We start from the raw sequence: 21,357 nt of genomic DNA, 5'->3' as shown, positions 1-21,357 counted from the left end.
AGTGCCGGGCCGCGCAAAACCCCGAATGGGCCACGCACGGGGCGGTTTGGTCTCGACAGGGCGGGCCGAAGCGCCGATGGTGGGCGCTTCGTTCGTCGATGAACTGCAAGGAGCGCCCATGGCCGACCCCGAAACGCCCGCCACCAATCAGGGGCCCGTCACCATTTCGAGCTCCAGCTCGGAGCGGGCGCCGATCATCTATTTCGACGGCGCATCCTGCTTCGGCCACCACAACGGCGCGATCCAGATCGAGCTCGCCGCGAACCTGTTGATGCCGGTCGGCGCCGCCGTCAGGGTCGACGTGGTCCAGACCGCGCACTTACGTTGCAGTGTGGCTGCGGCGCTGGCACTGCGCGAAGCCCTCGACAAGGCGCTGGCGATGTATCAGCAGGGTCAGAAGCAGCCGGTGGCGGAGGAGATACCGGCAGTGAAGAACTGAGATCGCAATTGACAGCAAACTTTCTTTGCGCCACCTTTCGCGCAGGTTGATACGACCTGCCGGTTGCACCCTCCGTGGAATGGTGAACGTATCGAGCCCTGATCGGCCCCCTTTGCCCGAGCGACCGGGTCAGCAACGCAACCACCTGACACACCTGGATCGCTCATGCAGAGGACGAACCGATGCGCGATTTTCGCGATGCCAAGGCTATGGCGCACACCCTGCGCGAATCCCTGACCACCAAGGCCGTCACCATCAGCCACAGCGAGAGTCTCGAGCTCGTATCGAGGATGCTGGGTGTTGCTGACTGGAATACGCTCTCAGCGCTGCTTCACGCCGAACGGCGTGACACGGCGGCGCCGGTCGCACAGCCGAAGACCACAACGGCGCTCTATCCCGCTGTTCCGCTCCGCGATCTCGTTCCGTTTCCAAATGCGACATATCCGATGTTTGTGGGCCGAGAGAGCTCCTTCCAGGCCCTGAACCAGGCGTTTGAAGGCGGACGCGAGGTCGTGCTGGCGGTTCAGAGGGAAGCGGGCGTCGATGATCCCCGATTTTCCGACGTCTACGACATCGGTATCGTGGCCCAGCTGCTCGAACTCGAACCGCTCGCAGATGGCACTTTCAGGGTGCTGACGCGGGGACTGCGGCGAGTCGAGCTACGCGGCTTCGCTACCGAGTCGGCCGCCTATTGGGCTGAGGTGGTCGACGTCAGCGAGGGAGTTGCCCGCAATGCAAGGGATCTCATCCAAAGGATCTATCAGCGCTTCCAGGATTACACGGCGGTTCATGGGATTATTGTGCCGGATATCTGGCTGTTCTTTGATCAAACCCGTGATCCCGGACAGATCGCCGATATCGTTGCGACGCGGATGAAGTTGCCGATCAAGGACAAGTATGAGTTGCTGGCAACGCTCGATCCCATGACACGGCTCGAGCGGATCGAAGCATTGCTCGACCTGCCGCAGCGCCCGGTTTCGGCAAATTACGTGGCCACGAAACGACGGGCCCTCGATCATGCTGACCGGCGTCGCCATCAATACGCGACGCTCGAGCATCTGCTGCTCGCCCTGACCGATGATGCGGACGCCTCCGCCGTGATGAGCGCCTGCGACGCCGATCTTGGCAAGCTGAGACAAAGCCTTACGCAGTATCTCGACAATGAGCTCAAGCACATCGTGATCGAGGGCGGAAGCGCCGTGCCTACGCCGGCGTTCGAGCGAGTCGACCAGCGCGCCGTGCTTCACGCGCAGGAGGTGGGCAATCCCGCAGTGACCGGGGTCAATGCGCTCGTTGCTCTCTTTCCGGAGATGCGAAGCCCTGCAGCCCGCATGCTCGCCGATCAGGGCGTGTCGCGCTTTCGCGTAGACAAGGCCATTGTGCGATTGGCGGGCAAAGAGAAAGGCTAACTCACGCCTTCGTCACATGCACCTTCGCGGTCTTCCCGCCGTTCCACTTGCCGTCGAGCGCGCGCTCGATCTGGGCGGCGAGCTGCAGCAGCAGGCCGTCATTGGCCTGCTTGGCGATCGCCTGGATGCCGAGCGGCAGGCCGTGGTCTTGCGCCGCCATCGGCATCGAGATGGCCGGCATGCCGCAGAGATTGGCGAGCGGCGTGAAGGCGAAGAAGCGCCAGAGATTGTCGAACCAGTCGCGCACATCGGGGTTGTCGGAAATGGTGAGATATTCCCTGGTGCCGACCTTCGGCGTCGGCAGCGCCGTGATCGGGGTCAGGATCACGTCCCATTGCTCGAAGAAGCTGCCGAAGCCGCGCGAGGTCGTGTTGAACACGGCCTGCATCTTCGCTCGCTCGGCGAAGCTGGTGTGACGCCCGGCCTCCCAGATGCGGATGTTCATCGGCTCGATCAGATCCTCCGGCGGCTTTTCCAGTCCGCGCGCGGCGAGCATGTTGGAGATCACCACCGCGAAGTTCGAGATGTAGCAGGTGGTCTGCGCCTCGAAGGCGGCGGGGAGGTCGATCTCCGGCAGCGCGTAGTCGACGTGATGGCCGAGGCCTTCGAGGAAGCGTCCGGTCTTCTCAAGCTCGGCGGCGATCTCGGGCGTCGCGGTGTAGTTGCCCCATGTGTGAGACAGCGCGATGCGAAGCTTTGCCGGGTCGCGCTTGATCATCTCGCAATAGGGCTGCGCCGTGGTCCAGAACGGCATGAACTCGCCGGGCGCAGGCCCGCGCGCATGATCGACGAAGGCGGCAGTGTCGCGCACGCTGCGCGACTGGCAGCCCTGGATCGAGACGAGGCCGGTGAGGTCGGACATGTGCGGCGCCAGCGAGAACACGCCGCGCGAGACCTTCAGGCCGATATTGCCGTTGACGCCGGCGGGAATGCGGATCGAGCCGCCGCCGTCCGTCGCATGCGCGATCGGCACCACGCCCGCGGCGACCATCGCGGCGCTGCCCGCCGACGAGCCGCAGGTGGTGTAATCGGTATTCCAGGGATTGCGGGTGACATAGACGGCGGGGTTGTCGGCCGACGAGCACACGCCGAATTCCGGTGTCGTGGTGCGTCCGATCAGGTTGAGCCCCGCCTGGCGGAATTTACCGGTGAGGAACGTATCGGCGCTCGCGCGATTGCCGCGCATCAGCAGCGAGCCCATCTCCTGCAGCCGGCCCTTCATGGTCGGCCCGAGGTCCTTCATCAGGAAGGGCAGGCCGGCGAAGGGACCTGCGAGATTGGCGCCGTCCTTGGCGGGATCGGCGATCACGTCCTCGAACAGCTCAACCACGCCCGACAGCGCCGGATTGACCTTGGCAACGCCGGCGGCGGCCTGGCGCGCCAGCTCCTTCGCCGTCAGCTCGCCCTTGCGGACACGCCCCGCTAGCGCGACGCCATCGTGCTGCGCCCATTCATTCCAGCTCATCGGCAAAGTCATGAAGTCAAAGTCCCCTTAAGGTGCGGCGTCACCTTTTTCGCAAGGGACCGCGTGAATCAACCGAGCCGCCGCGAGGGGCAGGGTTGCATGGGACGGAGGGGTCGCAGAGGAAGGCCGTCTCAATCCGACAGTCGTGCGATCACTGCAACCGGGCCGCCACCGGCGGGTCCCTGATGCTCGGCGCCGCCGGAGACATAGACCGCGCCGGTGCCGGCAAGGCCCGCGATCAGGCCGCCGACCGCGGCGCGGGCGTGGCGGGTCGAGCTGATGTCGGTGTCCTCCAGCATGGTGTGGCGAAAGCCGCGCACGCTGCCGTCAGGCGAGGCCTCCGCCTTGGCGAAGATGTTGACGAGCGCGCGGCCCGGCTGCGGATTTGCACCAAGCCCGACGCTCTCCAATGCCGCGGTCACCGCCGCCGCATCGATGGCATCCCCCATCACGGCATGCCCGATCTCGAACTCACTCGCTGAAGATACCGAGTTGCCGAGCACGATGACGACATTATGCATCAGCTCGATCCCCGACGAGGTCGAGGCGACCTTCGAGAACAGGTCGTAGCGCCGCAGCACGTCCTCGTCCCTGATGGTGGAGGCGATCTCGCCGAGCGCGACCGCAACGCCGAGCGCGGAGGCGCCGCGCGAATAGGCCATCGAGCTGTAGGAGCTCGTCGTCGCCGTTGTGTTGCCGCGCGCATGTGCCGCCGCGACGCGGTCGCTGGTCAGCAGCGGGCATTTGATCTGCACGAAATGGACGTCCGCGGGATCGCTGATGCCGGCGTCTGCCATCGCAGCCTTCACGGCCCTGGCCGTCTCGGTGATCTGCGCCGAGCGCCCGAGCTCTTCCGGCAGAAAATCCCGCGTGTGCGCCATGCCGATGCTCAGGCGCTTGCCGGACAGGCCCGCCGGGCGCTCGGCCTCGCTGCGCGTGAACACCGTGATGTGCGGGCTCAGCACGCCCTCGGTGCCGCCGGACATCACGAAGGCGATGCGCTGCTCGACTGCCTCCGGCGACAGGCCGAGCTTGGGTGCCAGCGCCGTACATAGCGCGGCCACCGCGTATTCCCGGGTAAAATCATTGACGCCGCCATTGCCTTCGGTCTTGCCGAGAACGGCGAGGATCGCGTGGGGGTCGATCGCGCCGGACCCGATCAAGTCCATCAGGCCGGAGACGTCGCCGGGGCCCGTGGTGGCGATCCTGAAGACGCCGACCGATGTCGTTCGCATGATTGGTCCTTGGAGTTCGGTGGCCCGGCGAGCCCACCAGCCGTGGAACGGGGGTGATGTCAAGACCGTAGCCCCGACGGAAGTGCGTAGGGCGGATTAGCGAAGCGTAATCCGCCTCTTCTGTCTCCGCGGGGATCAAAGCGGCGGATTACGCCTTCGGCTAATCCGCCCTACAAGATCTTGCGTTGCCCGACGGGCAAAACACCCGATCGGCTGGTCAATCCGCATGCGCGAAAAGATTCGCCTTTACAGAATTTCCGATTTGTCGCATTCTCCCGCCACCTCATCCCTTGTCAGAGGGGCGTATCGCGATCGTCACGAACGTGGGGTGAGCCGTGGTGGACGCTCGTTACACCGGCGCGAAGGGTTTCGCAGGGCGGGCAACCGTGAGCGAAATACCTCGCGCACACGACCGGTGTGATCGGCGTACGGCAAAACCGTGTCGTCCTGACGCCCGGGGTCTGTGCGTCAAGTCTTGCGGTGATGTGGCGGCCCAACCGGGTGCGCGCGTTAGTTATCGGCAAGGCGACGGGGGCAATAGTGCAACGCTCCCCGGGGAGAGCTCGGCATAAGCCGTAAAACCACTGCGCAGGGAAGGCCGGTTGTTGGGCTTCACCTGTATGCCGCTGTGCAGCCTCTTGTAGCGCAACCTTCGCACAGTGGACCGTGGGTGCCCGGCCGGCACCCGGTCTTCCCTGCGCCCTCTGACAGAGGGTGTCGTGACCAGGCAAAGCTCGGGCCTATTCCGCCGCGAGGATGCAAAGGCATGTCTGCGCGCTGAATGCCAGCTGAAAGAACGACGTGATCGCCTCATACTCCGTCATTGCGAGCGCAGCGAAGCAATCCAGAGTCTTTCCACGGAGGGATTCTGGATTGCTTCGCTTCGCTCGCAATGACGAGGAGGAGAGTGTGCGCGACATATTCCGCTCTCGTGCCCCGGACGCCATCAGCGCGTTTACGCGCGTCTTCGACGCGCTATGGCAGCGTCCCTTCGACGGTGCGCTGCAGAGCCGGGGCCCATCTCGCCGTATTCCCGTGCCGCCTCTGGGTCCCGGCTCTGCACCGCATCGCTGGCGCGCTGCGCTGCGTCCGGGACACGAGAGCGCGGCCTCAAATCGACGAATGTGGCGAGATCGCATCGGTCGGGCAAAAAATCCTCTGTCGACGATTGCGCGCCGCACCTTGATGAATCAACCTTGGTTGGTCCATAAGCGGCGTCCCGCGGCCGGTGGTTCGCCCCCGCGCCCGCGTGCTAGGATAGAGGGAATCTCGCGTGGCCAACATCAACCAGAAGATTGCGCAGGAGCTTGGGGTTCGGGCCGAGCAGGTCGAGGCGGCGGTGACGCTGCTCGACGGCGGCGCCACGGTTCCCTTCATCGCCCGCTACCGCAAGGAAGCGACCGGTGCGCTCGACGACGCGCAATTGCGCACCCTGGAGGAGCGCCTGGTCTACCTGCGCGAGCTCGAGGACCGTCGCAAGGCCATCCTCGAATCGGTCCGCGAGCAGGGCAAGCTCGATGCCGCGCTCGAGGCCTCGATCATGGCGGCCGACAGCAAGGCCCGCCTCGAGGACATCTATCTGCCGTTCAAGCCGAAGCGCCGCACCAAGGCGGAAATCGCCAAGGAAGCCGGCCTCGAGCCGCTCGCCAATCAGCTCATGGCCGAGCCTGGCAATGATCCGAAGGTCGTGGCGGAGGGCTTCATCAATGCCGAGAAGGGCGTTGCCGATGCCGCTGCGGCGCTCGACGGCGCCCGCGCCATCCTGGTCGAACGTTTCGACGAGGACGCCGACCTGATCGGGAGCTTGCGCGAGGAGATGTGGACCAATGCGCGCATGGCCTCCAAGGTGCGCGACGGCAAGAAGACCGAGGGCGAGAAATTCGCCGACTATTTCGATTTCTCCGAGCCGCTGACCAAGCTGCCGTCGCACCGTATCCTCGCGATGTTCCGCGGCGAGAAGGAGGAGATTCTCGATCTCCAGATCCAGGCCGAGGCGGAAGCGCCGCCGCCGGGCGTGCCGAGCGCCTATGAATTGAAGATCATGAAGCGGTTCGGCATTGCCGACCTCAAGCGCGCCGGCGACCGCTGGCTGATCGACACCGTGCGCTGGGCCTGGCGCACCAAGATCCAGGTGCATCTCAATATCGATCTACGCATGCGGCTGTGGAACTCGGCCGAGACCGAGGCCGTGCGCGTGTTCGCCTCGAACCTGCGCGACCTGCTGCTGGCCGCGCCCGCCGGCACCCGCGTCACCATGGGGCTCGATCCCGGCTACCGCACCGGCGTCAAGGTCGCCGTCACCGACGCGACCGGAAAGGTCGTCGATACCGCCGTGATCTATCCGCACGAGCCGCAGCGGCAGTGGAACGAGTCGCTGGCGACCCTCGGCCGGCTCGCGATCAAGCACCGCGTCGAGCTGATCGCGATCGGCAACGGCACCGCCTCGCGCGAGACCGACAAGCTCGCCACCGAGCTGGTCAAGGGGCTGCCCGAGCTGAAGATGAACAAGATCGTGGTGTCGGAAGCCGGCGCATCGGTCTATTCGGCCTCGGCCTTCGCCTCGGAGGAGCTGCCCGGCCTCGACGTCACCCTGCGCGGCGCGGTGTCGATCGCGCGGCGCCTGCAGGACCCGCTCGCCGAGCTTGTCAAGATCGAGCCGAAGGCGATCGGCGTCGGCCAATATCAGCACGACCTCGGCCAGGCCAAGCTCGCCAAATCGCTCGATGCCGTGGTCGAGGATTGCGTGAACGCGGTAGGTGTCGACGTCAACACCGCCTCCGCGCCGCTGCTGGCGCGCGTCTCGGGCGTCGGCTCCGGCCTCGCCCAGAGCATCGTGGCGCATCGCGACGCCAACGGTCCGTTCAAGTCGCGCAAGGCGCTCAAGGACGTGCCGCGGCTCGGGCCGAAGGCGTTCGAGCAGTGCGCGGGCTTCTTGCGCATCCTCGGCGGCGAGGATCCGCTCGATGCCTCCGGCGTGCATCCCGAGGCCTATCCCGTGGTGCGCCGGATTCTTGAAGCGACCAAGAGCGACATCAAGGCGCTGATCGGCAACGGCGACGTCGTGCGCACGCTGAAGCCGAAGGATTTCGTCGACGAGACCTTCGGTCTGCCGACCGTGACCGACATCCTGCGCGAGCTCGAAAAGCCGGGCCGCGACCCGCGCCCGGCGTTCAAGGCTGCCGTGTTCAAGGAGGGCGTCGAGGAGATCAAGGATCTCAAGAAGGGCATGATCCTCGAGGGGACCGTGACCAACGTCGCCGCCTTCGGCGCCTTCGTCGACATCGGCGTGCACCAGGACGGCCTCGTGCACATCTCGGCGATGTCCAAGACCTACATCAAGGACCCGCGCGAGGTGGTGAAGCCCGGCGACATCGTCAAGGTGAAGGTGCTGGACTTCGAGGTCGCCCGCAAGCGCATCTCGCTGACGCTGCGCCTCGACGACGAGGTCGGCGCCAAGAAGGATGCCCCGGGCATGCAGCGCGACAACAATCAGCGCAACGCCAGCCGCATGACCTCGTCCGCGCCGCGCAAGCAGGAGTCTTCGGGCGGCGGCGCGCTCGCCGAAGCGCTGCGCCGCGCGGCGGAGAAGAACAACGGCAAGCGGGCGTGACCGCTTAACCTCTCCCCGCTCTCTGCGGGGAGAGGTCGGACCTCGCTCCATCCACGTCGTCATTGCGAGCGTAGCGACTTGTCCGCCGAAGCCTTCGGCGAAGGCGGAAGCAATCCAGACTCCCGCCGCGGAAAGACTCTGGATTGCTTCGCTGCGCTCGCAATGACGAGGTGAGAGTAGCGCCCCCTAACACCCGCGTCAGAATCTGGCGCGTTTGTAAGTTGAAGATGCCGGTCCCTTGCTCTCATCTGATCGTCCTCGGGCGGCGCCAAGGCGGCCGCACGGCAAGGAGGACGCTTCGATGAACAACAGGCTTCTCAAAGGCCTCACGGCGAGCGTGATCGCGGCCATGATGGCGGTCGCGTCACCGGCGCTCGCGCGCGGCGGCTTTGGCGGTGGCGGCCATGGCGGCGGCGGGCATGGTGGCCATTTCGGCGGCGCTGGGCATTTCGGCGGTGGCATGCACGCCGGCGGCTTTGGCGGTATGCGGGCTGGCGGCATGGGCGGTGCGCGCTTCGCTCACGTCGGCGGTTCCGGCTTCGGCGGGGCACGGTTCGCGCATGCGGCGATCGGGCCGCGCTTCGCCGGCGCGGGCTGGCATGGCCATCACGGCTTCCGCCATCACCACCATTTCCGTCGGTTCGCCGTCTTCGGCGCCCCCTATGTCTACGCCGGCTACAATGACGGCTGCTGGCGCAGGAGCTGGACGCCCTATGGATGGCAATGGGTCAATGTGTGCGGAGACTATTGGTACTAGCATCGCCGTGCCGCACCATTGTCGCGATCGCCACCGGGCGGTTCCGTCCAGCCCCGGAACGGGATAGTCTGGTGGCGATTGTCGCGCGGAGTTTTGCATGACCGGAGGTCACCGTCGCATCCTGGTCGTCGAGGACGATCCGGAGACCGCAGGCCAGCTCGTCGAGGAGCTGACGGTTTCGGGCTACGACGTCGACCTCGCCGCCACCGGGCGCGAAGCCCTCAGCCATGGCGCCGCGCGCGACTATGCGGTGATCACCATCGACCGCATGCTGCCCGATATCGACGGCATCAGCGTGATGCGCCAGCTGCGCGACGACGGCGTTGCCGCCCCCTTCCTGATCATCTCCGCGCTCGGCGAAGTCGACGACCGCGTGCGCGGCCTGCGCGCCGGGGGCGACGACTACCTCGTCAAGCCGTTTTCCTTCACCGAATTGCTGGCGCGGCTCGAGGCGCTCGGCCGCCGCAGCGAGACCATCGCCAAGGAGACGCTGCTGCGCGTCGGCGATCTCGCCGTCGACCTGATCGCGCGCAGCGCCTCTCGCCGCGGCCGCAAGATCCCGCTGCTGCCGCGGGAATTTCAGCTGCTCGAATATCTCGTCCGCAACGAGGGCCGCGTCGTCTCCCGCGCGATGCTGCTGCAGCACGTCTGGGACCTGCATTTCGATCCCTCCACCAACATCATCGATGTCTATGTCGGCCGCGTCCGCCGCAAGGTCGACGATGCCCAGGCCTATCCGCTGATCCACACCATCCGCGGCATCGGATATTGCCTCCGTGCTCCTGGTTAAGACGCTTCGCTCCTCGACCTTCCGCCTGGCGCTGATCGCGATCGCAGCGTTCGGAATGATCGTCGCGGCGATCATGGCGTACGTCTATTTCGGCACCTTGGCCTATGTGGAGAGCCGGCTCGGCACGGTCGGCGATCATGACGGCTTCACCGGCATGATCGAGCTCGCGATGGCTGCCGTCGCCGCGCTCCTGCTGGTGCTCGCCGGGCTTGCGGCCGTGCTGGTGACGCGGCGCACCGTGGGGCGGATCGAGCAGATCAATGCCACCAGCCGCGCCATCATGCTCGCAGGCCTCGACCAGCGCATCCCCTTGCGCGGCAGCAACGACGAGTGGGATCGCGTCGCCGAAAACCTCAATCAGATGCTCGACCGCATCGAGACGCTGATGGGCGAGGTCAAGCAGGTCAGCGACAATGTCGCGCACGATCTGCGCACGCCGCTGACGCGGATGCGCGGCCGGCTGGAAAAGGCCTATCACGCCCCGCGCAACAGCGAGGCGGATGCGGCGCTGATCGGCGACACCATCGCCGATCTCGATGCCGTGCTCGGCATGTTCGCCTCCATCACGCGGATCTCGGAGATCGAGACCCGCGCCCGCACCGGCGCCTTCCGCGCGCTCGATCTTTCCGAGATCGCCGCCGAGGTGGTCGAGCTCTACGATGCCGCCGCCGAGCAAGTTGCCACGCGCCTCAGTTTCGATGGCGACCGCGAGGTCGCGATCACCGGCGACCGCGACCTCTTGTTCGACGCCATCGCCAATCTCGTCGACAACGCGATCAAGCACGGCCGCAAGGGCGGGCAGGTGATTGTGAGCTGCCGCAGGGCCCATGGCGGCGCGGTGATCTCGATTGCCGACGACGGTCCTGGCATTCCCGCCGAGCAGCGCGATCATGTCTTCAAGCGCTTTTACCGGCTCGAGCAGAGCCGCTACACGCCGGGCAATGGTCTCGGCCTCAGCCTCGTCGCCGCGGTCGCGCGGCTTCATGGCGCCGAGATTGCGCTGCATGATAATGCGCCGGGCCTGAAGGTCGAGCTCAGCTTCCCGCCGATTTCGGCGAAGTGAGGCTCGGTGACTCAGAGCTCGATCACGCCGCGGCGTGCCGCATGCGCGACTGCATCGGTGCGACCGGTGGCATCGAGCTTGTCGAGCAACGAGCCGACATGGAATTTCACGGTGTGCACGGAGATGCCGAGCTGCCGCGCGATCATCTTGTTGGAGGCACCCTCGGCCATCAGCGCCAGCACGTCGAGCTCGCGCTGCGTCAGCGCGATGTCCGCAGGGCTGATGCGCGGATCGCGGGCGACAATCGTCGCCGCGGCGGCTTCGCCGGGCGCAGCGAGGCGCAGCCCGGCGACATTGCCGAGTAGGGCCGACAGGCGATCGGCGAGGGCGGGATCGTCGATCTCCAGGGCGAGTACGATCTCGGCCGTCTTGTCCTCGCTCACGCCTCCGGCCTCTCGCCGACCGTGACCTTGAAGCTGACCGGCTCGCCGCCGCGGCGCGCGGCGACCTCGACCACCACGCCGACGCTCGCAGGTCCCAGCGCCTGCGACAGCGCGCGCACGCCCGACAGCTTTTGATCGTTGACCGCCACGATCACGTCGCCCTGTCGGATACCGGCCGCGGCGGAAGGCCCGGCCTTGTCGACATTCATCACCATCGCGCCGATGCCGTCGTCGAGGCGCACCGGCTGCAGCCCGAGGCCGAGATAGCCGCGCGCGATGCGGCCGCGGCTTTCCAACTGCGGCGCGACGCGCTCGATCGTTGCCGTCGGTATGACGAGCACCCGCCGCGGCCCCAGCACGGCCATGCCGAAGGCGTCGCCCGATGCGTCGAGCGCGAGGCCACCCTGCTGACCGCGGCTGAGGCGAACGTCGAGCTCGATCCGGGCATCGATGTCGCCGCCGCGCAAGGAGCGCCAGCTCTTGCCGGACGCCGATACCATTCCGAGCGCCGCGCTCGGCGTCTCGCGGTTGGTGGCGACAACGATCGACAACGTGCCAAGCGGTGGGACCGTGGTGGCAAGCTTGACCGGCGTGACCGCGGCCTCGGTGCGCAGCAGCGCAATGTCGGTCGTGTGGTCGCGCCCGGCGATCGTGGCGGCGGCCCGGCTGCCGTCGGCGAGGCCGATCTCGACCTCGCCCTCGTCGGCCAGTGCCTCGTCGGCGGTGACGATCAGGCCGCTCTTCCAGGCAAAGCCGGTGGCGCGGGAACGATGCGAATGCACGGCAACGACGGACGGCGCGGTGCGCGCCACCAATCCCGCGAGCGCGAACGACAGTGAGGACAGGGGACTAAGATCGGTCATGGCGGGCTCCTGTAAGTTGCCCTCAATCTGGGATGCCGCAGGCGATTGCGAAACTGGCCGGGTGGCCAGGAGCAGAACGAGGACCAGAACAGGGGAGAGCGGCGGACCTCCGTAGGACCACGGCCGACGAACATGTGATTGGGAGCGCCTCACGGGAACGTGTAGCAATCCCGAAATTGCGCCCCGTGGCCTCTAGGATTTCGAGCCCTCATGACAATCGACCTCACCCGCCGCAGCCTGCTGCAACTCGCCGGCGCCACCTCGCTCGCGATGGCCGCCGCAGCCGCGGCCCGTGCCGAGGGCACACCGCAGGGCGGCGGCCCGACGTTTGCCAGCCGCACGCCGATGCGGGTCGGCATGGTAACGCTGCGGGTGAAGAACCTCGACAAGGTTGCCGATTACTACCGCGACGTGATCGGCCTCACCGTGATGGAGCGCTCGGCGGCCACAGCCAGGCTCGGCACGTCAGGCCTCACGCTGCTGGTGCTGGAGGCCCGGCCCGATGCGGCGATCGAGCCGCGCAGCGCCGCCGGCCTCTACCACACCGCCTTCCTGATGCCGACGCGCAAGGATCTGGCGCGCTGGCTGGTTCACGCCGCCTCGCACCGCGTGCCGTTGTCGGGCTTTGCCGATCACCTCGTCTCCGAATCCGTCTATCTCGACGACCCCGAAGGCAACGGCATCGAGGTCTATGCCGACCGCGATCCCTCGCAATGGCAATGGAGCGAGGGCAGCGTGAAGATGGCGACGGACGAGCTCAACATTCCCGACCTGCTGTCGCTGACCAACACGCGCATCCCTGATTACGCCAAGGCGCCGGACGGAATGCGCATCGGCCACATGCATCTGCGCGTCGGCGATCTCGCGCAGGCCGAGAGCTTCTACCACGGCACGGTCGGCCTCGACCCGACCCGCAAGCGCAACGGAGCAGCGTTCCTGTCGTCGGGTCGCTATCACCATCACCTCGGAATGAACGTCTGGCAGAGCCAGGGCGCCGGCCAGCGCGACGAGTCCGCGACCGGCCTTGCCTGGTTCTCGCTGGTGATGGCAAAGCCGGAGCTGCTCGCCGCGCAGGAAGAACGGCTGCGCAAGGGCGGCGCGAAAGTCACGCCGCTCGCGGACGGGGTGGAGGCGGTCGATCCCTGGGGCACGCGGGTGCGTCTGCTCAGGGTTTGATCGCCGGCGCCGGCATTGGTAAGAGCAGTCAGACGCAAACCAATCGACCGGGATCCGCGCCGACAATGTCCGAATTCCACGGTGTCTTTCCGTACCTCGTCTCGCCCGTCGATGCCGATGGCACGGTGCGGACCAACGTGCTGGCAAAACTCTGCGACGACCTGATCGGCGCCGGCGTGCACGGGCTGACGCCGCTGGGCTCGACCGGCGAATTCGCCTATCTCAACGCCGCGCAACGCACGGCGGTCGTGCAGACCACGATTGAGGCCGCGCAAGGCCGCGTGCCTGTTGTCGCCGGCGTCGCCTCGACTTCGACGGCGGATGCGGTGGCGCAAGCGAAAGCCTACCAGAAGTGTGGGGCCGACGGCATCCTGGCGATCCTGGAGGCGTATTTCCCGCTGGCCGATGCGCAGGTCGAATCCTACTTCCGCGCCATCGCCGATGCCGTGGACATTCCCGTCGTCATCTACACCAATCCGCAATTCCAGCGCTCCGATCTCACCCTCGACGTCATCGCGCGTCTCGCCGAGCATCCGCGCATCGGCTACATCAAGGATGCCTCGACCAACACCGGCCGGCTGCTCTCGATCATGAACCGCTGCGGCGACGCCTTGCGCGTGTTCTCCGCCTCTGCCCACATTCCGGCAGCAGTGATGCTGATCGGCGGCCGCGGCTGGATGGCGGGACCTGCCTGCATCATCCCGCGCCAGAGCGTCATGCTCTATGAGCTCAGCAAGGCCGGCCGCTGGAACGAGGCCATGGCGCTGCAGCGCCGGCTTTGGCGCATCAACGAAGCCTTCGCCCGCTTCAATCTCGCGGCCTGCATCAAGGCCGGCCTTTCGATCCAGGGCTATGACGTTGGCGAGCCCATCCCGCCGCAGGCACCGCTGACGGCCGAGGCGCGCAAGGTGGTGGAAGCGGCGTTGCGCGAGCTGACATAGCTGTTTGCCACGCGGCAATATGCCCCGGCACCCCTGCGGGAGCCAAAAAGGCCCTTACCCGCCCAACCGAGAAACTTCCGTCCGTTTGCGACGTTGCTGCGTCAGCGACCTCTGTCGCCTACGCATGCGCATGTCAGAGCCCGCGTTCAGCACAAACACGGTGGTCACCAATGAATCGTCGCTACGCGATTGCCGCGGCCGCCTTCGCCGCCCTGCTGCTCGCCGTCACTGCCGCGAAGATCCTGCATGTCCCGATCTCATATGTCCCTTGGGCGGCGCCCTCCGCACGTGCCGTCGAGCAGCGCGGCCCGCTGTCGGATGGCGAAAAGGCAACCATCGACATCTTCGAACGCGTATCGCCGTCGGTCGTTCAGGTCGCGGCCAGGTCGGCGGCAAGTCCCCTCATGGGCGAGGAAGGCCAGGACGGTGGCGGCGCCTCCGGTACGGGATTCGTCTGGGACGGCGAGGGTCACCTGGTGACGAACAATCATGTCATCGCCAATGGCGGCGAGATCGCCGTGCGCTTTGCGTCGGGTGAAGTGGCCCAGGTCGACCTGGTCGGCACGGCGCCCAATTACGATCTCGCGGTGCTGCGCATCCGCAGCGTGCGCCAGCTTCCAGCGCCGATCGCTCTCGGCAGCTCGAGCGACCTGAAGGTCGGGCAATCCGCCTTCGCGATCGGCAATCCCTTCGGGCTGGATCAGTCGATGACCTCCGGCATCATCAGCGCGCTCAAGCGCCGGCTCCCGACCCATGGCGGCCGGGAGATCGCCAATGTCATCCAGACCGATGCCGCGATCAACCCGGGCAATTCAGGCGGCCCGTTGCTGGATTCCGCCGGCCGGCTGATCGGCGTCACCACCGCCATCATATCGCCGTCCGGCTCGAACGCCGGCATCGGCTTTGCGGTGCCGGTCGATGTCGTGAACCGGATCGTGCCCGAGTTGATCCGCAATGGTCGCGTGCCGACGCCCGGCATCGGCATCGTGGCCGCCGGTGAGGATGTCGCGACGCGGCTTGGCGTCGAGGGGTTGATCGTGGTGCGCACGTCCCCCGGCAGTCCTGCCGAGCGGGCAGGCATTCGCGGCGTCAACTTTTCGACGGGCGCGGTCGGAGACATCATCACCGCGGCCGAAGGCAAGCCGGTGCGCCGCCTCTCCGACCTGACCGATGCGCTGGAGCAGGCCGGGGCCGGGAAGACCGTTCGGCTCACGGTCAAGCGCGGCTCCGACAGCCGCGATGTCAATGTGAGCATCGTCGATATCGACCGGTCCTAGAGCATGATCCGGAAAAGTGTGAAGCGGTTTTCCGAAGAGATCATGCTCAAACAAAGACCTTAAGCGCGATGACGATTCGTCCAAATCTCATCGCGCTTTAGCCGATCCGCGCCTGCAAGGGCTCTGATGCGCATTGCAGATGTGCCGGGGCTCGGTTGTCTGGCGCGCAAAATCGGTTAAAACCGCCGCGGTCGTTTTCCGGATCTCGAGGATACAGCGGAATGAACATTCTTCCCGGCAATTTGCGTTTCGGAGCGGGGCAGCCCGTCAAGCGTTTGGAAGATCAGAGGCTACTCACCGGGAAGGGACAGTTCATCGACGACAAGCCTGCGGACGGCGCCTTGTGGTTGCACCTGCTGCGCTCGCCGCACGCCCACGCGAAGATCGTCGCGATCGACACCAGTGCCGCGGCCTCGATGCCCGGCGTCGCCGCGATCTACACCGGCGCGGACCTCATCAAGGACGACATCGGCACCATCCCGACGCTGAACATCTTCAAGCGCCCGGACGGCAAGCCGATGACGGTGCCGCCGCGCCGGCTGCTCGCCCACGAGGTCGTGCGCTATGCCGGAGAGGCCGTGGCCGCGGTGGTGGCATCATCGCGCGTGGAGGCGCAGAGCGCGGCTGAAGCGATCGCGGTCGAATATGACGTGCAGCCCGCGGTGGTCGATCCCGTCGAGGCGGTGAAATCAGGCGCGCCCGTGGTGTGGCCGGAGGCGCCCGACAACATCGTCGGCGCGATGGCTTACGGCGATGCCGCCAAGGTCGACGAGGCCTTTGCCAAGGCGGCGCACACGGTCGAGCTCGATATCGTCAGCCAGCGTCTCGTTCCGTCCGCAATGGAGCCGCGCTCGACCATTGCCGAGATCGACAAGAAGTCCGGCCGTCTCCTGCTGCACGTGCAGTCGCAGACGCCGGCCTCGACCCGCGACGTGCTGGCGGAAGCCGTGCTCAAGCGTCCCAAGGACAGCGTCCGGGTGCTGGTCGGCGACATCGGCGGCGGCTTTGGCCAGAAGACCAATCTCTACCCCGAGGACGGCATCGTCGCCTATGCCGCGACCAAGCTGAACAAGAAGATCCGCTGGCGCGGCGATCGCACCGACGAATTCGTCGGCGGCACCCACGGCCGCGATCTGACCTCGACGGCCTCCTTCGCGCTGGACGAGAAGGGCAAGGTGCTGGCCTATCGCGTCAAGTCGATCGGCTGCACCGGGGCCTATTCCTCAGGCGCGGCCAACATCATCCCGCTGGTGCTCGGGCCGTTCGTTCAGACCGGTGTCTATGACCTGCCGCTGGTGCACTTTGAGGTGAAGACGGTGATGACCCACACCGCGCCCGTCGGCGCCTATCGCGGCGCGGGCCGGCCTGAGGCCGTCTTCATCGTCGAGCGCCTGTTCGACGCTGCTGCGCGAAAAATCGGCATGGATCCACGTGCGATCCGCAAAGCCAACTACATCAAGCCGGCGCAGCTGCCCTATACCAATGCGGCCGGCCAGGTCTACGATTCCGGCGCCTTCGCGCACATGCTCGATCGCGCCGTGAAGCTTGCCGACTGGGACGGCTTCGCCGCGCGCAAGAAGGCCGCGAAGAAGAAGGGCCTGCTCTACGGCCGCGGCCTCACCTCCTACATCGAGTGGACCGGCGGCCGCGCCCACACCGAGAAGGTCAGCCTGCACGCGACCTCGCAAGGGCGCGTCGTGCTGCATTCCGGCACCATGGCGATGGGGCAGGGCTTGCAGACCACCTACACCCAGATGATCTCCGACTCGCTCGGTATCCCCATGGACAAGATCGACGTCGTGCAGGGCGACACTGATCTGGCCATGGGCTTCGGTAGCGTCGGCTCGCGCTCGCTGTTCGTCGGCGGCACCGCGGTCGCGGTATCCTCCAACGATCTGATCCAGAAGGCGCGCGAGAAGGCGGCGAACGTGCTGGAGACCTCGGTCGAGGACATCGAATATCAGGGCGGCTTGCTCACCGTGGTTGGCACTGACCGCCGCATCAGCCTGTTCGATCTCGCCGAGAAGGAGAACGGCGCCAAGCTCAGCGTCGATTCCGAAGGCGAGGTGGATGGACCGAGCTGGCCGAACGGCACGCATATCTGCGAGGTCGAGATCGATCCCGAGACCGGCGTCTCCAAGGTCGTGCGCTACACCACCGTCGACGACGTCGGCGTCGCCGTGAACCCGATGCTGGTCACGGGGCAGATCCATGGCGGCGTAGCGCAGGGCATCGGCCAGGCGCTGTATGAGGGCGTCTCCTACGATGCCGACGGCCAGCTGCTGACCGCGAGCTACCAGGATTATTGCATCCCGCGCGCCGACGACGTGCCGCCGATCGTGGTGACGCTCGACGACACCGCGCCCTGCCGCACCAATCCGCTCGGCGCCAAGGGCTGCGGCGAATCCGGCGCCATCGGCGGCCCGCCTTGCGTCACCAACGGCGTGATGGACGCGCTCGCCGAGCTCGGCATAGACCAGCTGAATACGCCGCTGACGCCGCAGAAGATCTGGCAGGCGATCCGGGACGCGAAGGCGGGCTAACGGCCACAGTGCACCGTCATTGCGAGCGTAGCGAAGCAATCCAGTTTATCTCCGCGGAAAGATTCTGGATTGCTTCGTCGCAAGAGCTCCCCGCAATGACGGCGGAGAGGCCGTAGCCCTCAAATCCCCAGCATCATCTTCGCGATGATGTCGCGCTGGATCTCCGAGGTGCCGCCGAAGATGGTGTAGGCGCGGCCGTTGAGATATTCCGGCATCACCGTCAGCATCTCCTCAGGCGTCGCCGGCTCGTGGTTGAGCTTGTAGAGCGGGCGCATCGGCTCGACGGCGAGGGCGTCGTGGCCGATCACGTCGGCCCCGAGCCGCGTGACGGCCTGGCGGATCTCGCTGTTGCGCAGCTTCAGGATCGACGACACCGCACCGGGATTCTGGCCGGTCTGGAGTGCCGAGAGCACGCGCAGCTCCGTCATCTCCAGCGCGTCGATATCGACCTCCACCTCCGAGATCCGCGTTGCGATGTCGGGGCTGTCGATCGCGCGGCCCGTGAGGTCGGACTCGGCGAGGTCCGCGATCGCCTTCAATCCTTCGCGCAGCTTGGCCGAGGCGATGCCCGCGCCGCGCTCGAACTCCAGCAGATATTTGCCGTAGGTCCAGCCCTTGCCTTCCTCGCCGACGCGGTTGGCGACCGGCACGCGGACGTCGTCGAAGAACACCTGGTTGACCTCGTGGTCGCCGCCGATGGTCAGGATTGGGCGCGTGGTGATGCCCGGCGTCTTCATGTCGATCAGGATGAAGCTGATGCCGTCCTGCTGCCGCGGCCCGTCGCTGGTGCGCACCAGCGCGAACATGCGGTTGGCGTGATGGGCGTGCGTGGTCCAGATCTTGGTGCCGTTGATGATGTAATCGTCGCCGTCGCGCACCGCGCGGGTCTTGAGCGACGAGAGATCGGAGCCGGACCCCGGCTCGGAATAGCCCTGACACCAATAATCCTCGCCGGAGAGAATCCGCGGCAGGTAGAAATTCTTCTGCTCGGGGCTGCCGAAGCCGATGATGACGGGCCCGACCATCTTGACGCCCATCACGTTGACATTGGGCACGCCGGCGCGTGCGGATTCGGTTTCGAAGATCCAGCGCTGCGCCGGCGTCCAATCGGGGCCGCCATATTCGACCGGCCAGCCCGGCGCGCCCCAGCCTTGGGCGTGCAGCGCGCGCTGCCAGGCCATGCCGATGTCAGGGTCGGAGAACACCGATGGCGTCAGCGCGGTTGCGCGCTTCATCTCCTCGGAGAGATTCCTGGCAATGAATCCGCGCACCTCGTCCTGGAAGGCGCGCTCCTCGGCATTGAACGACAAGTCCATGATGCTCTCCCAGTGTCAGGCCCTGCGGCCCAGCGCGGCGTGGCGGGCATAGTGATGCGCGGTGCCGCCGAACAACGTGTCGAAGGCGACCAGCCGCTTGAAATAGGCGCCGACCTCGAGCTCCTCGGTGACGCCCATGCCGCCATGGAGCTGGATCGACTGCTCGCCGACGAAGCGCGCGCATTTGCCGATCTTCGCCTTCGCGCCCGACGCGGCCCGCGCGCGTTCAACCGGCGCGCTATCGGCCTTCAACGCCGCCCGCAGCGCCATCGAGCGCGCCTCGTCGACCTGCATCGCCATGTCGGCGAGGCGGTGGCGGATCACCTGGTTGGCGGAGAGCGGCCGGCCGAATTGTTTTCGGATCTTGGTGTAGTCGAGCGTGGTGTCGAGCAGCGTCTGCATGATACCGACAGCTTCCGCCCCTAACGCGGCCATGGCGCGATCGATCGCCCATTCGATTGCGGGCAGGGCGTCGCTGCCGTCGCCGAGCAGGGCGTCTTCCGGCAGATGCGCCTCGAGCAGCTCGATGTTGCAGGCCCGTCCGCCGCCGAGACGCGGATAATCGCTGATGACGAGACCTGACGTCGTCGCCTGCACGAGGAACAGGCCGATCCGCCCCTGGGGTCCCCGATGATCGTGGATATGGGCGGAGACGATGATCTCGTCGGCGGCATGTCCGTCAAGTACGGCGATCTTGCTGCCGGAGAGGCGCCAGCCTTGTCCTGTCTTGTTGGCGCTGGTCGTGACCCTGGCAAGATCGAACCGGGCGGCGCGCTCGGCATGCGCAAAGGCAAGCTTCAGCGATCCGTCCGCCACCTTGGGCAGGCTCGCCTGCTTCTGCTCGCTGGTGCCGCATCTGGCGATCAGCGCGGCCCCGAGCACGACCGTTGCGACATAGGGCTCCGACACCAGGCCCCGGCCAAAGGCCTCCATCAGGATGCCGATATCGACCGCGTTGCCGCCGAGCCCGCCATACTCTTCGGGAAGCGGCAGTGCCAGCCAGCCGAGCTCGGCGAATTGCTTCCAAACGGCCGGGCTGAAGCCGAGTGGGTCATTCGCCATCTTGCGGCGATGATCGGCGTCATAGCTTTCGACTACAAAGCGTTCCGCGCTTTCGCGCAGCAACTTTTGCTCGTCACTGAGATTGAGATCCATCGCGTCTACTCCGCGGCGGCCGGCGGCTTGCGCACGGAGGGATGCAGGCCGGATGGATCGACGATCATGCCGAACTCCTGGAGATTGTGCGCGTGACAGAGCTGATGCAGCGCAAAAGCCTGGTCGATCGCGGCCGGTTGGCCCATGACGTCGACCGAGCGGTTGACCGCCTCCTTGGTCAGCTTCAGCGCGAAGGACGGCTTTGTCGCGATCCTTCGTGCCAGCTCCAGCACGCGCGACGACAGCTCGGCGCGCGGCACGATTTGGTTGACCATGCCGAGCTGGTGCGCCTCCACGGCGCTCCAGCTGTCGGCGGTGAACAGGAACTCCTTGGCCTTACGCGCACCCAGCTCCCAGGGATGCACGAACCATTCGACGCCGCAGACGCCCATGGTGACAACGGGATCGCAGAACTGCGCATCGTCGCTGGCGACGATGAGATCGCAGGCCCAGGCCAGCATCAGACCGCCGGCGATGCACTTGCCATGGACCTCGGCAATGGTGGGCTTCGCCAGGTTGCGCCAGCGGCGCGTGATCTGGAGATAAATTTCCTGCTCGCGGGCGAAGCGGCCATGGGCGTTCGGCTCGGCAAAGCCACCCCAATTTCCAATCGGCGGAAAATCGACCCCTGCGGTATTCTTGTCTCCGGGACGCAGGTCGTGGCCGGAGGAGAAGTGCGGCCCGTTGCCGGCGAGAATGATCACCTTGACCGCGTCGTCCTGCACCGCCGCATCGAATGCGGCGTTGAGGTCGTAGGTCATTTGCAGGTTCTGCGCGTTGCGCGCCTCGGGCCGGTTCATCACGACACGGACGATCGCCGGCTCCGGCCGTTCCACGAGGATGGTCTCGAACGAGGACATCGCGTTCCCCCTGGCGTTTCCGCTTTTGTTTTGCGGGAGTTGACTATGTCGGCCTGCGATAGGCAAGAGGCTTGC

At 66.2% G+C, this 21,357-nt stretch carries 17 protein-coding genes; 10 read left to right on the top strand and 7 right to left on the bottom strand.

The window, feature by feature from the left end; translation table 11 throughout:
- Positions 1–118 precede the first annotated feature (118 nt).
- Together ACNJYD_RS33870 and ACNJYD_RS33865 are read left to right on the top strand one after the other, a co-directional pair.
- Positions 119–439, top strand: coding sequence for a hypothetical protein (locus ACNJYD_RS33870; RefSeq protein WP_172788450.1), 321 nt, complete (start codon positions 119–121; stop codon positions 437–439).
- 182 nt (positions 440–621) lie between these two features.
- Positions 622–1,848, top strand: a complete 1,227-nt coding sequence (locus ACNJYD_RS33865) for an LON peptidase substrate-binding domain-containing protein (RefSeq protein ID WP_212259855.1) — start codon at positions 622–624, stop codon at positions 1,846–1,848.
- A gap of 1 nt (position 1,849) precedes the next feature.
- On the opposite strand, the gene ACNJYD_RS33860 is transcribed toward ACNJYD_RS33865, so the two are convergent.
- Both ACNJYD_RS33860 and ACNJYD_RS33855 read right to left on the bottom strand, forming a co-directional pair.
- Positions 1,850–3,325 carry an amidase gene (locus tag ACNJYD_RS33860; protein ID WP_439364583.1) on the bottom strand — a complete coding sequence of 492 codons (1,476 nt, stop codon included), beginning with the start codon at positions 3,323–3,325 and terminating at the stop codon, positions 1,850–1,852.
- Between the two features lie 119 nt (positions 3,326–3,444).
- Entirely contained in the window at positions 3,445–4,548 is a 1,104-nt protein-coding gene (locus ACNJYD_RS33855) for a ring-opening amidohydrolase (RefSeq protein ID WP_439364582.1), read from the bottom strand.
- 1,273 nt (positions 4,549–5,821) lie between these two features.
- Between ACNJYD_RS33855 and ACNJYD_RS33850 the strand changes: the two genes are divergently transcribed.
- From ACNJYD_RS33850 to ACNJYD_RS33835, 4 genes are all read left to right on the top strand, one after another.
- Positions 5,822–8,158: a Tex family protein gene (locus tag ACNJYD_RS33850; RefSeq protein WP_439364581.1), complete on the top strand. Its 2,337-nt coding sequence runs from the start codon at positions 5,822–5,824 to the stop codon at positions 8,156–8,158.
- A 301-nt stretch (positions 8,159–8,459) separates the two neighbouring features.
- Positions 8,460–8,915, top strand: coding sequence for a hypothetical protein (locus ACNJYD_RS33845; protein WP_212259847.1), 456 nt, complete (start codon positions 8,460–8,462; stop codon positions 8,913–8,915).
- 97 nt (positions 8,916–9,012) lie between these two features.
- A complete protein-coding gene (locus ACNJYD_RS33840) occupies positions 9,013–9,705 on the top strand; it encodes a response regulator transcription factor (RefSeq protein ID WP_172788444.1) in 693 nt (230 codons plus the stop codon).
- Positions 9,692–10,768, top strand: a complete 1,077-nt coding sequence (locus tag ACNJYD_RS33835) for a sensor histidine kinase (RefSeq protein WP_439364580.1) — start codon at positions 9,692–9,694, stop codon at positions 10,766–10,768. Before ACNJYD_RS33840 ends, ACNJYD_RS33835 begins: the two co-directional genes overlap by 14 nt.
- Positions 10,769–10,779: 11 nt before the next feature.
- Here ACNJYD_RS33835 and ACNJYD_RS33830 read toward each other — a convergent pair whose 3' ends face one another.
- Together ACNJYD_RS33830 and ACNJYD_RS33825 are read right to left on the bottom strand one after the other, a co-directional pair.
- Positions 10,780–11,151, bottom strand: coding sequence for a response regulator transcription factor (locus ACNJYD_RS33830; RefSeq protein WP_271508700.1), 372 nt, complete (start codon positions 11,149–11,151; stop codon positions 10,780–10,782).
- Positions 11,148–12,014: a S1C family serine protease gene (locus ACNJYD_RS33825; RefSeq protein ID WP_439364579.1), complete on the bottom strand. Its 867-nt coding sequence runs from the start codon at positions 12,012–12,014 to the stop codon at positions 11,148–11,150. Before ACNJYD_RS33825 ends, ACNJYD_RS33830 begins: the two co-directional genes overlap by 4 nt.
- A 210-nt stretch (positions 12,015–12,224) precedes the next feature.
- On the opposite strand from ACNJYD_RS33825, the gene ACNJYD_RS33820 reads away from it, so the two are divergent.
- The 4 genes from ACNJYD_RS33820 (at position 12,225) to ACNJYD_RS33805 (ending at position 17,951) form a co-directional block, all read left to right on the top strand.
- Positions 12,225–13,190: a VOC family protein gene (locus tag ACNJYD_RS33820; RefSeq protein ID WP_439364578.1), complete on the top strand. Its 966-nt coding sequence runs from the start codon at positions 12,225–12,227 to the stop codon at positions 13,188–13,190.
- Between the two features lie 65 nt (positions 13,191–13,255).
- A complete protein-coding gene (locus ACNJYD_RS33815; RefSeq protein ID WP_439364577.1) occupies positions 13,256–14,131 on the top strand; it encodes a dihydrodipicolinate synthase family protein in 876 nt (291 codons plus the stop codon).
- A gap of 170 nt (positions 14,132–14,301) precedes the next feature.
- Complete coding sequence (locus ACNJYD_RS33810) at positions 14,302–15,408, top strand: S1C family serine protease (protein ID WP_439364576.1); 1,107 nt, start codon at positions 14,302–14,304, stop codon at positions 15,406–15,408.
- 221 nt (positions 15,409–15,629) lie between these two features.
- On the top strand, positions 15,630–17,951 hold the full coding sequence (locus ACNJYD_RS33805; RefSeq protein WP_439364575.1) for a xanthine dehydrogenase family protein molybdopterin-binding subunit: 2,322 nt from the start codon (positions 15,630–15,632) through the stop codon (positions 17,949–17,951).
- Positions 17,952–18,070: 119 nt separating this feature from the next.
- On the opposite strand, the gene ACNJYD_RS33800 is transcribed toward ACNJYD_RS33805, so the two are convergent.
- Genes ACNJYD_RS33800 through ACNJYD_RS33790 form a run of 3 tightly spaced genes read right to left on the bottom strand, consistent with a single transcriptional unit; the run spans position 18,071 to position 21,282 of the window.
- Positions 18,071–19,267: an acyl-CoA dehydrogenase family protein gene (locus ACNJYD_RS33800; RefSeq protein ID WP_439364574.1), complete on the bottom strand. Its 1,197-nt coding sequence runs from the start codon at positions 19,265–19,267 to the stop codon at positions 18,071–18,073.
- A 15-nt stretch (positions 19,268–19,282) separates the two neighbouring features.
- On the bottom strand, positions 19,283–20,422 hold the full coding sequence (locus ACNJYD_RS33795; RefSeq protein WP_439364573.1) for an acyl-CoA dehydrogenase family protein: 1,140 nt from the start codon (positions 20,420–20,422) through the stop codon (positions 19,283–19,285).
- Positions 20,423–20,427: 5 nt separating this feature from the next.
- A complete protein-coding gene (locus ACNJYD_RS33790) occupies positions 20,428–21,282 on the bottom strand; it encodes an enoyl-CoA hydratase (protein WP_439364572.1) in 855 nt (284 codons plus the stop codon).
- Between the last annotated feature and the right edge of the window lie 75 nt (positions 21,283–21,357).

Source organism: Bradyrhizobium sp. SPXBL-02 (assembly GCF_051853065.1).
Lineage (GTDB): Bacteria > Pseudomonadota > Alphaproteobacteria > Rhizobiales > Xanthobacteraceae > Bradyrhizobium.
Note: the sequence above shows the minus strand (reverse complement) of the source record. Positions and strands in the feature narration are given on the sequence as shown.

Bases quoted from the DNA above. Each gene is read 5' to 3' on its own strand.
- ACNJYD_RS33870 (WP_172788450.1), top strand. From the start codon at position 119: ATGGCCGACCCCGAAACGCCCGCCACCAATCAGGGGCCCGTCACCATT.
- ACNJYD_RS33865 (WP_212259855.1), top strand. From the start codon at position 622: ATGCGCGATTTTCGCGATGCCAAGGCTATGGCGCACACCCTGCGCGAA.
- ACNJYD_RS33860 (WP_439364583.1), bottom strand. From the start codon at position 3,325: ATGACTTTGCCGATGAGCTGGAATGAATGGGCGCAGCACGATGGCGTC.
- ACNJYD_RS33855 (WP_439364582.1), bottom strand. From the start codon at position 4,548: ATGCGAACGACATCGGTCGGCGTCTTCAGGATCGCCACCACGGGCCCC.
- ACNJYD_RS33845 (WP_212259847.1), top strand. From the start codon at position 8,460: ATGAACAACAGGCTTCTCAAAGGCCTCACGGCGAGCGTGATCGCGGCC.
- ACNJYD_RS33840 (WP_172788444.1), top strand. From the start codon at position 9,013: ATGACCGGAGGTCACCGTCGCATCCTGGTCGTCGAGGACGATCCGGAG.
- ACNJYD_RS33825 (WP_439364579.1), bottom strand. From the start codon at position 12,014: ATGACCGATCTTAGTCCCCTGTCCTCACTGTCGTTCGCGCTCGCGGGA.
- ACNJYD_RS33820 (WP_439364578.1), top strand. From the start codon at position 12,225: ATGACAATCGACCTCACCCGCCGCAGCCTGCTGCAACTCGCCGGCGCC.
- ACNJYD_RS33815 (WP_439364577.1), top strand. From the start codon at position 13,256: ATGTCCGAATTCCACGGTGTCTTTCCGTACCTCGTCTCGCCCGTCGAT.
- ACNJYD_RS33810 (WP_439364576.1), top strand. From the start codon at position 14,302: ATGAATCGTCGCTACGCGATTGCCGCGGCCGCCTTCGCCGCCCTGCTG.
- ACNJYD_RS33805 (WP_439364575.1), top strand. From the start codon at position 15,630: ATGAACATTCTTCCCGGCAATTTGCGTTTCGGAGCGGGGCAGCCCGTC.
- ACNJYD_RS33800 (WP_439364574.1), bottom strand. From the start codon at position 19,267: ATGGACTTGTCGTTCAATGCCGAGGAGCGCGCCTTCCAGGACGAGGTG.
- ACNJYD_RS33795 (WP_439364573.1), bottom strand. From the start codon at position 20,422: ATGGATCTCAATCTCAGTGACGAGCAAAAGTTGCTGCGCGAAAGCGCG.
- ACNJYD_RS33790 (WP_439364572.1), bottom strand. From the start codon at position 21,282: ATGTCCTCGTTCGAGACCATCCTCGTGGAACGGCCGGAGCCGGCGATC.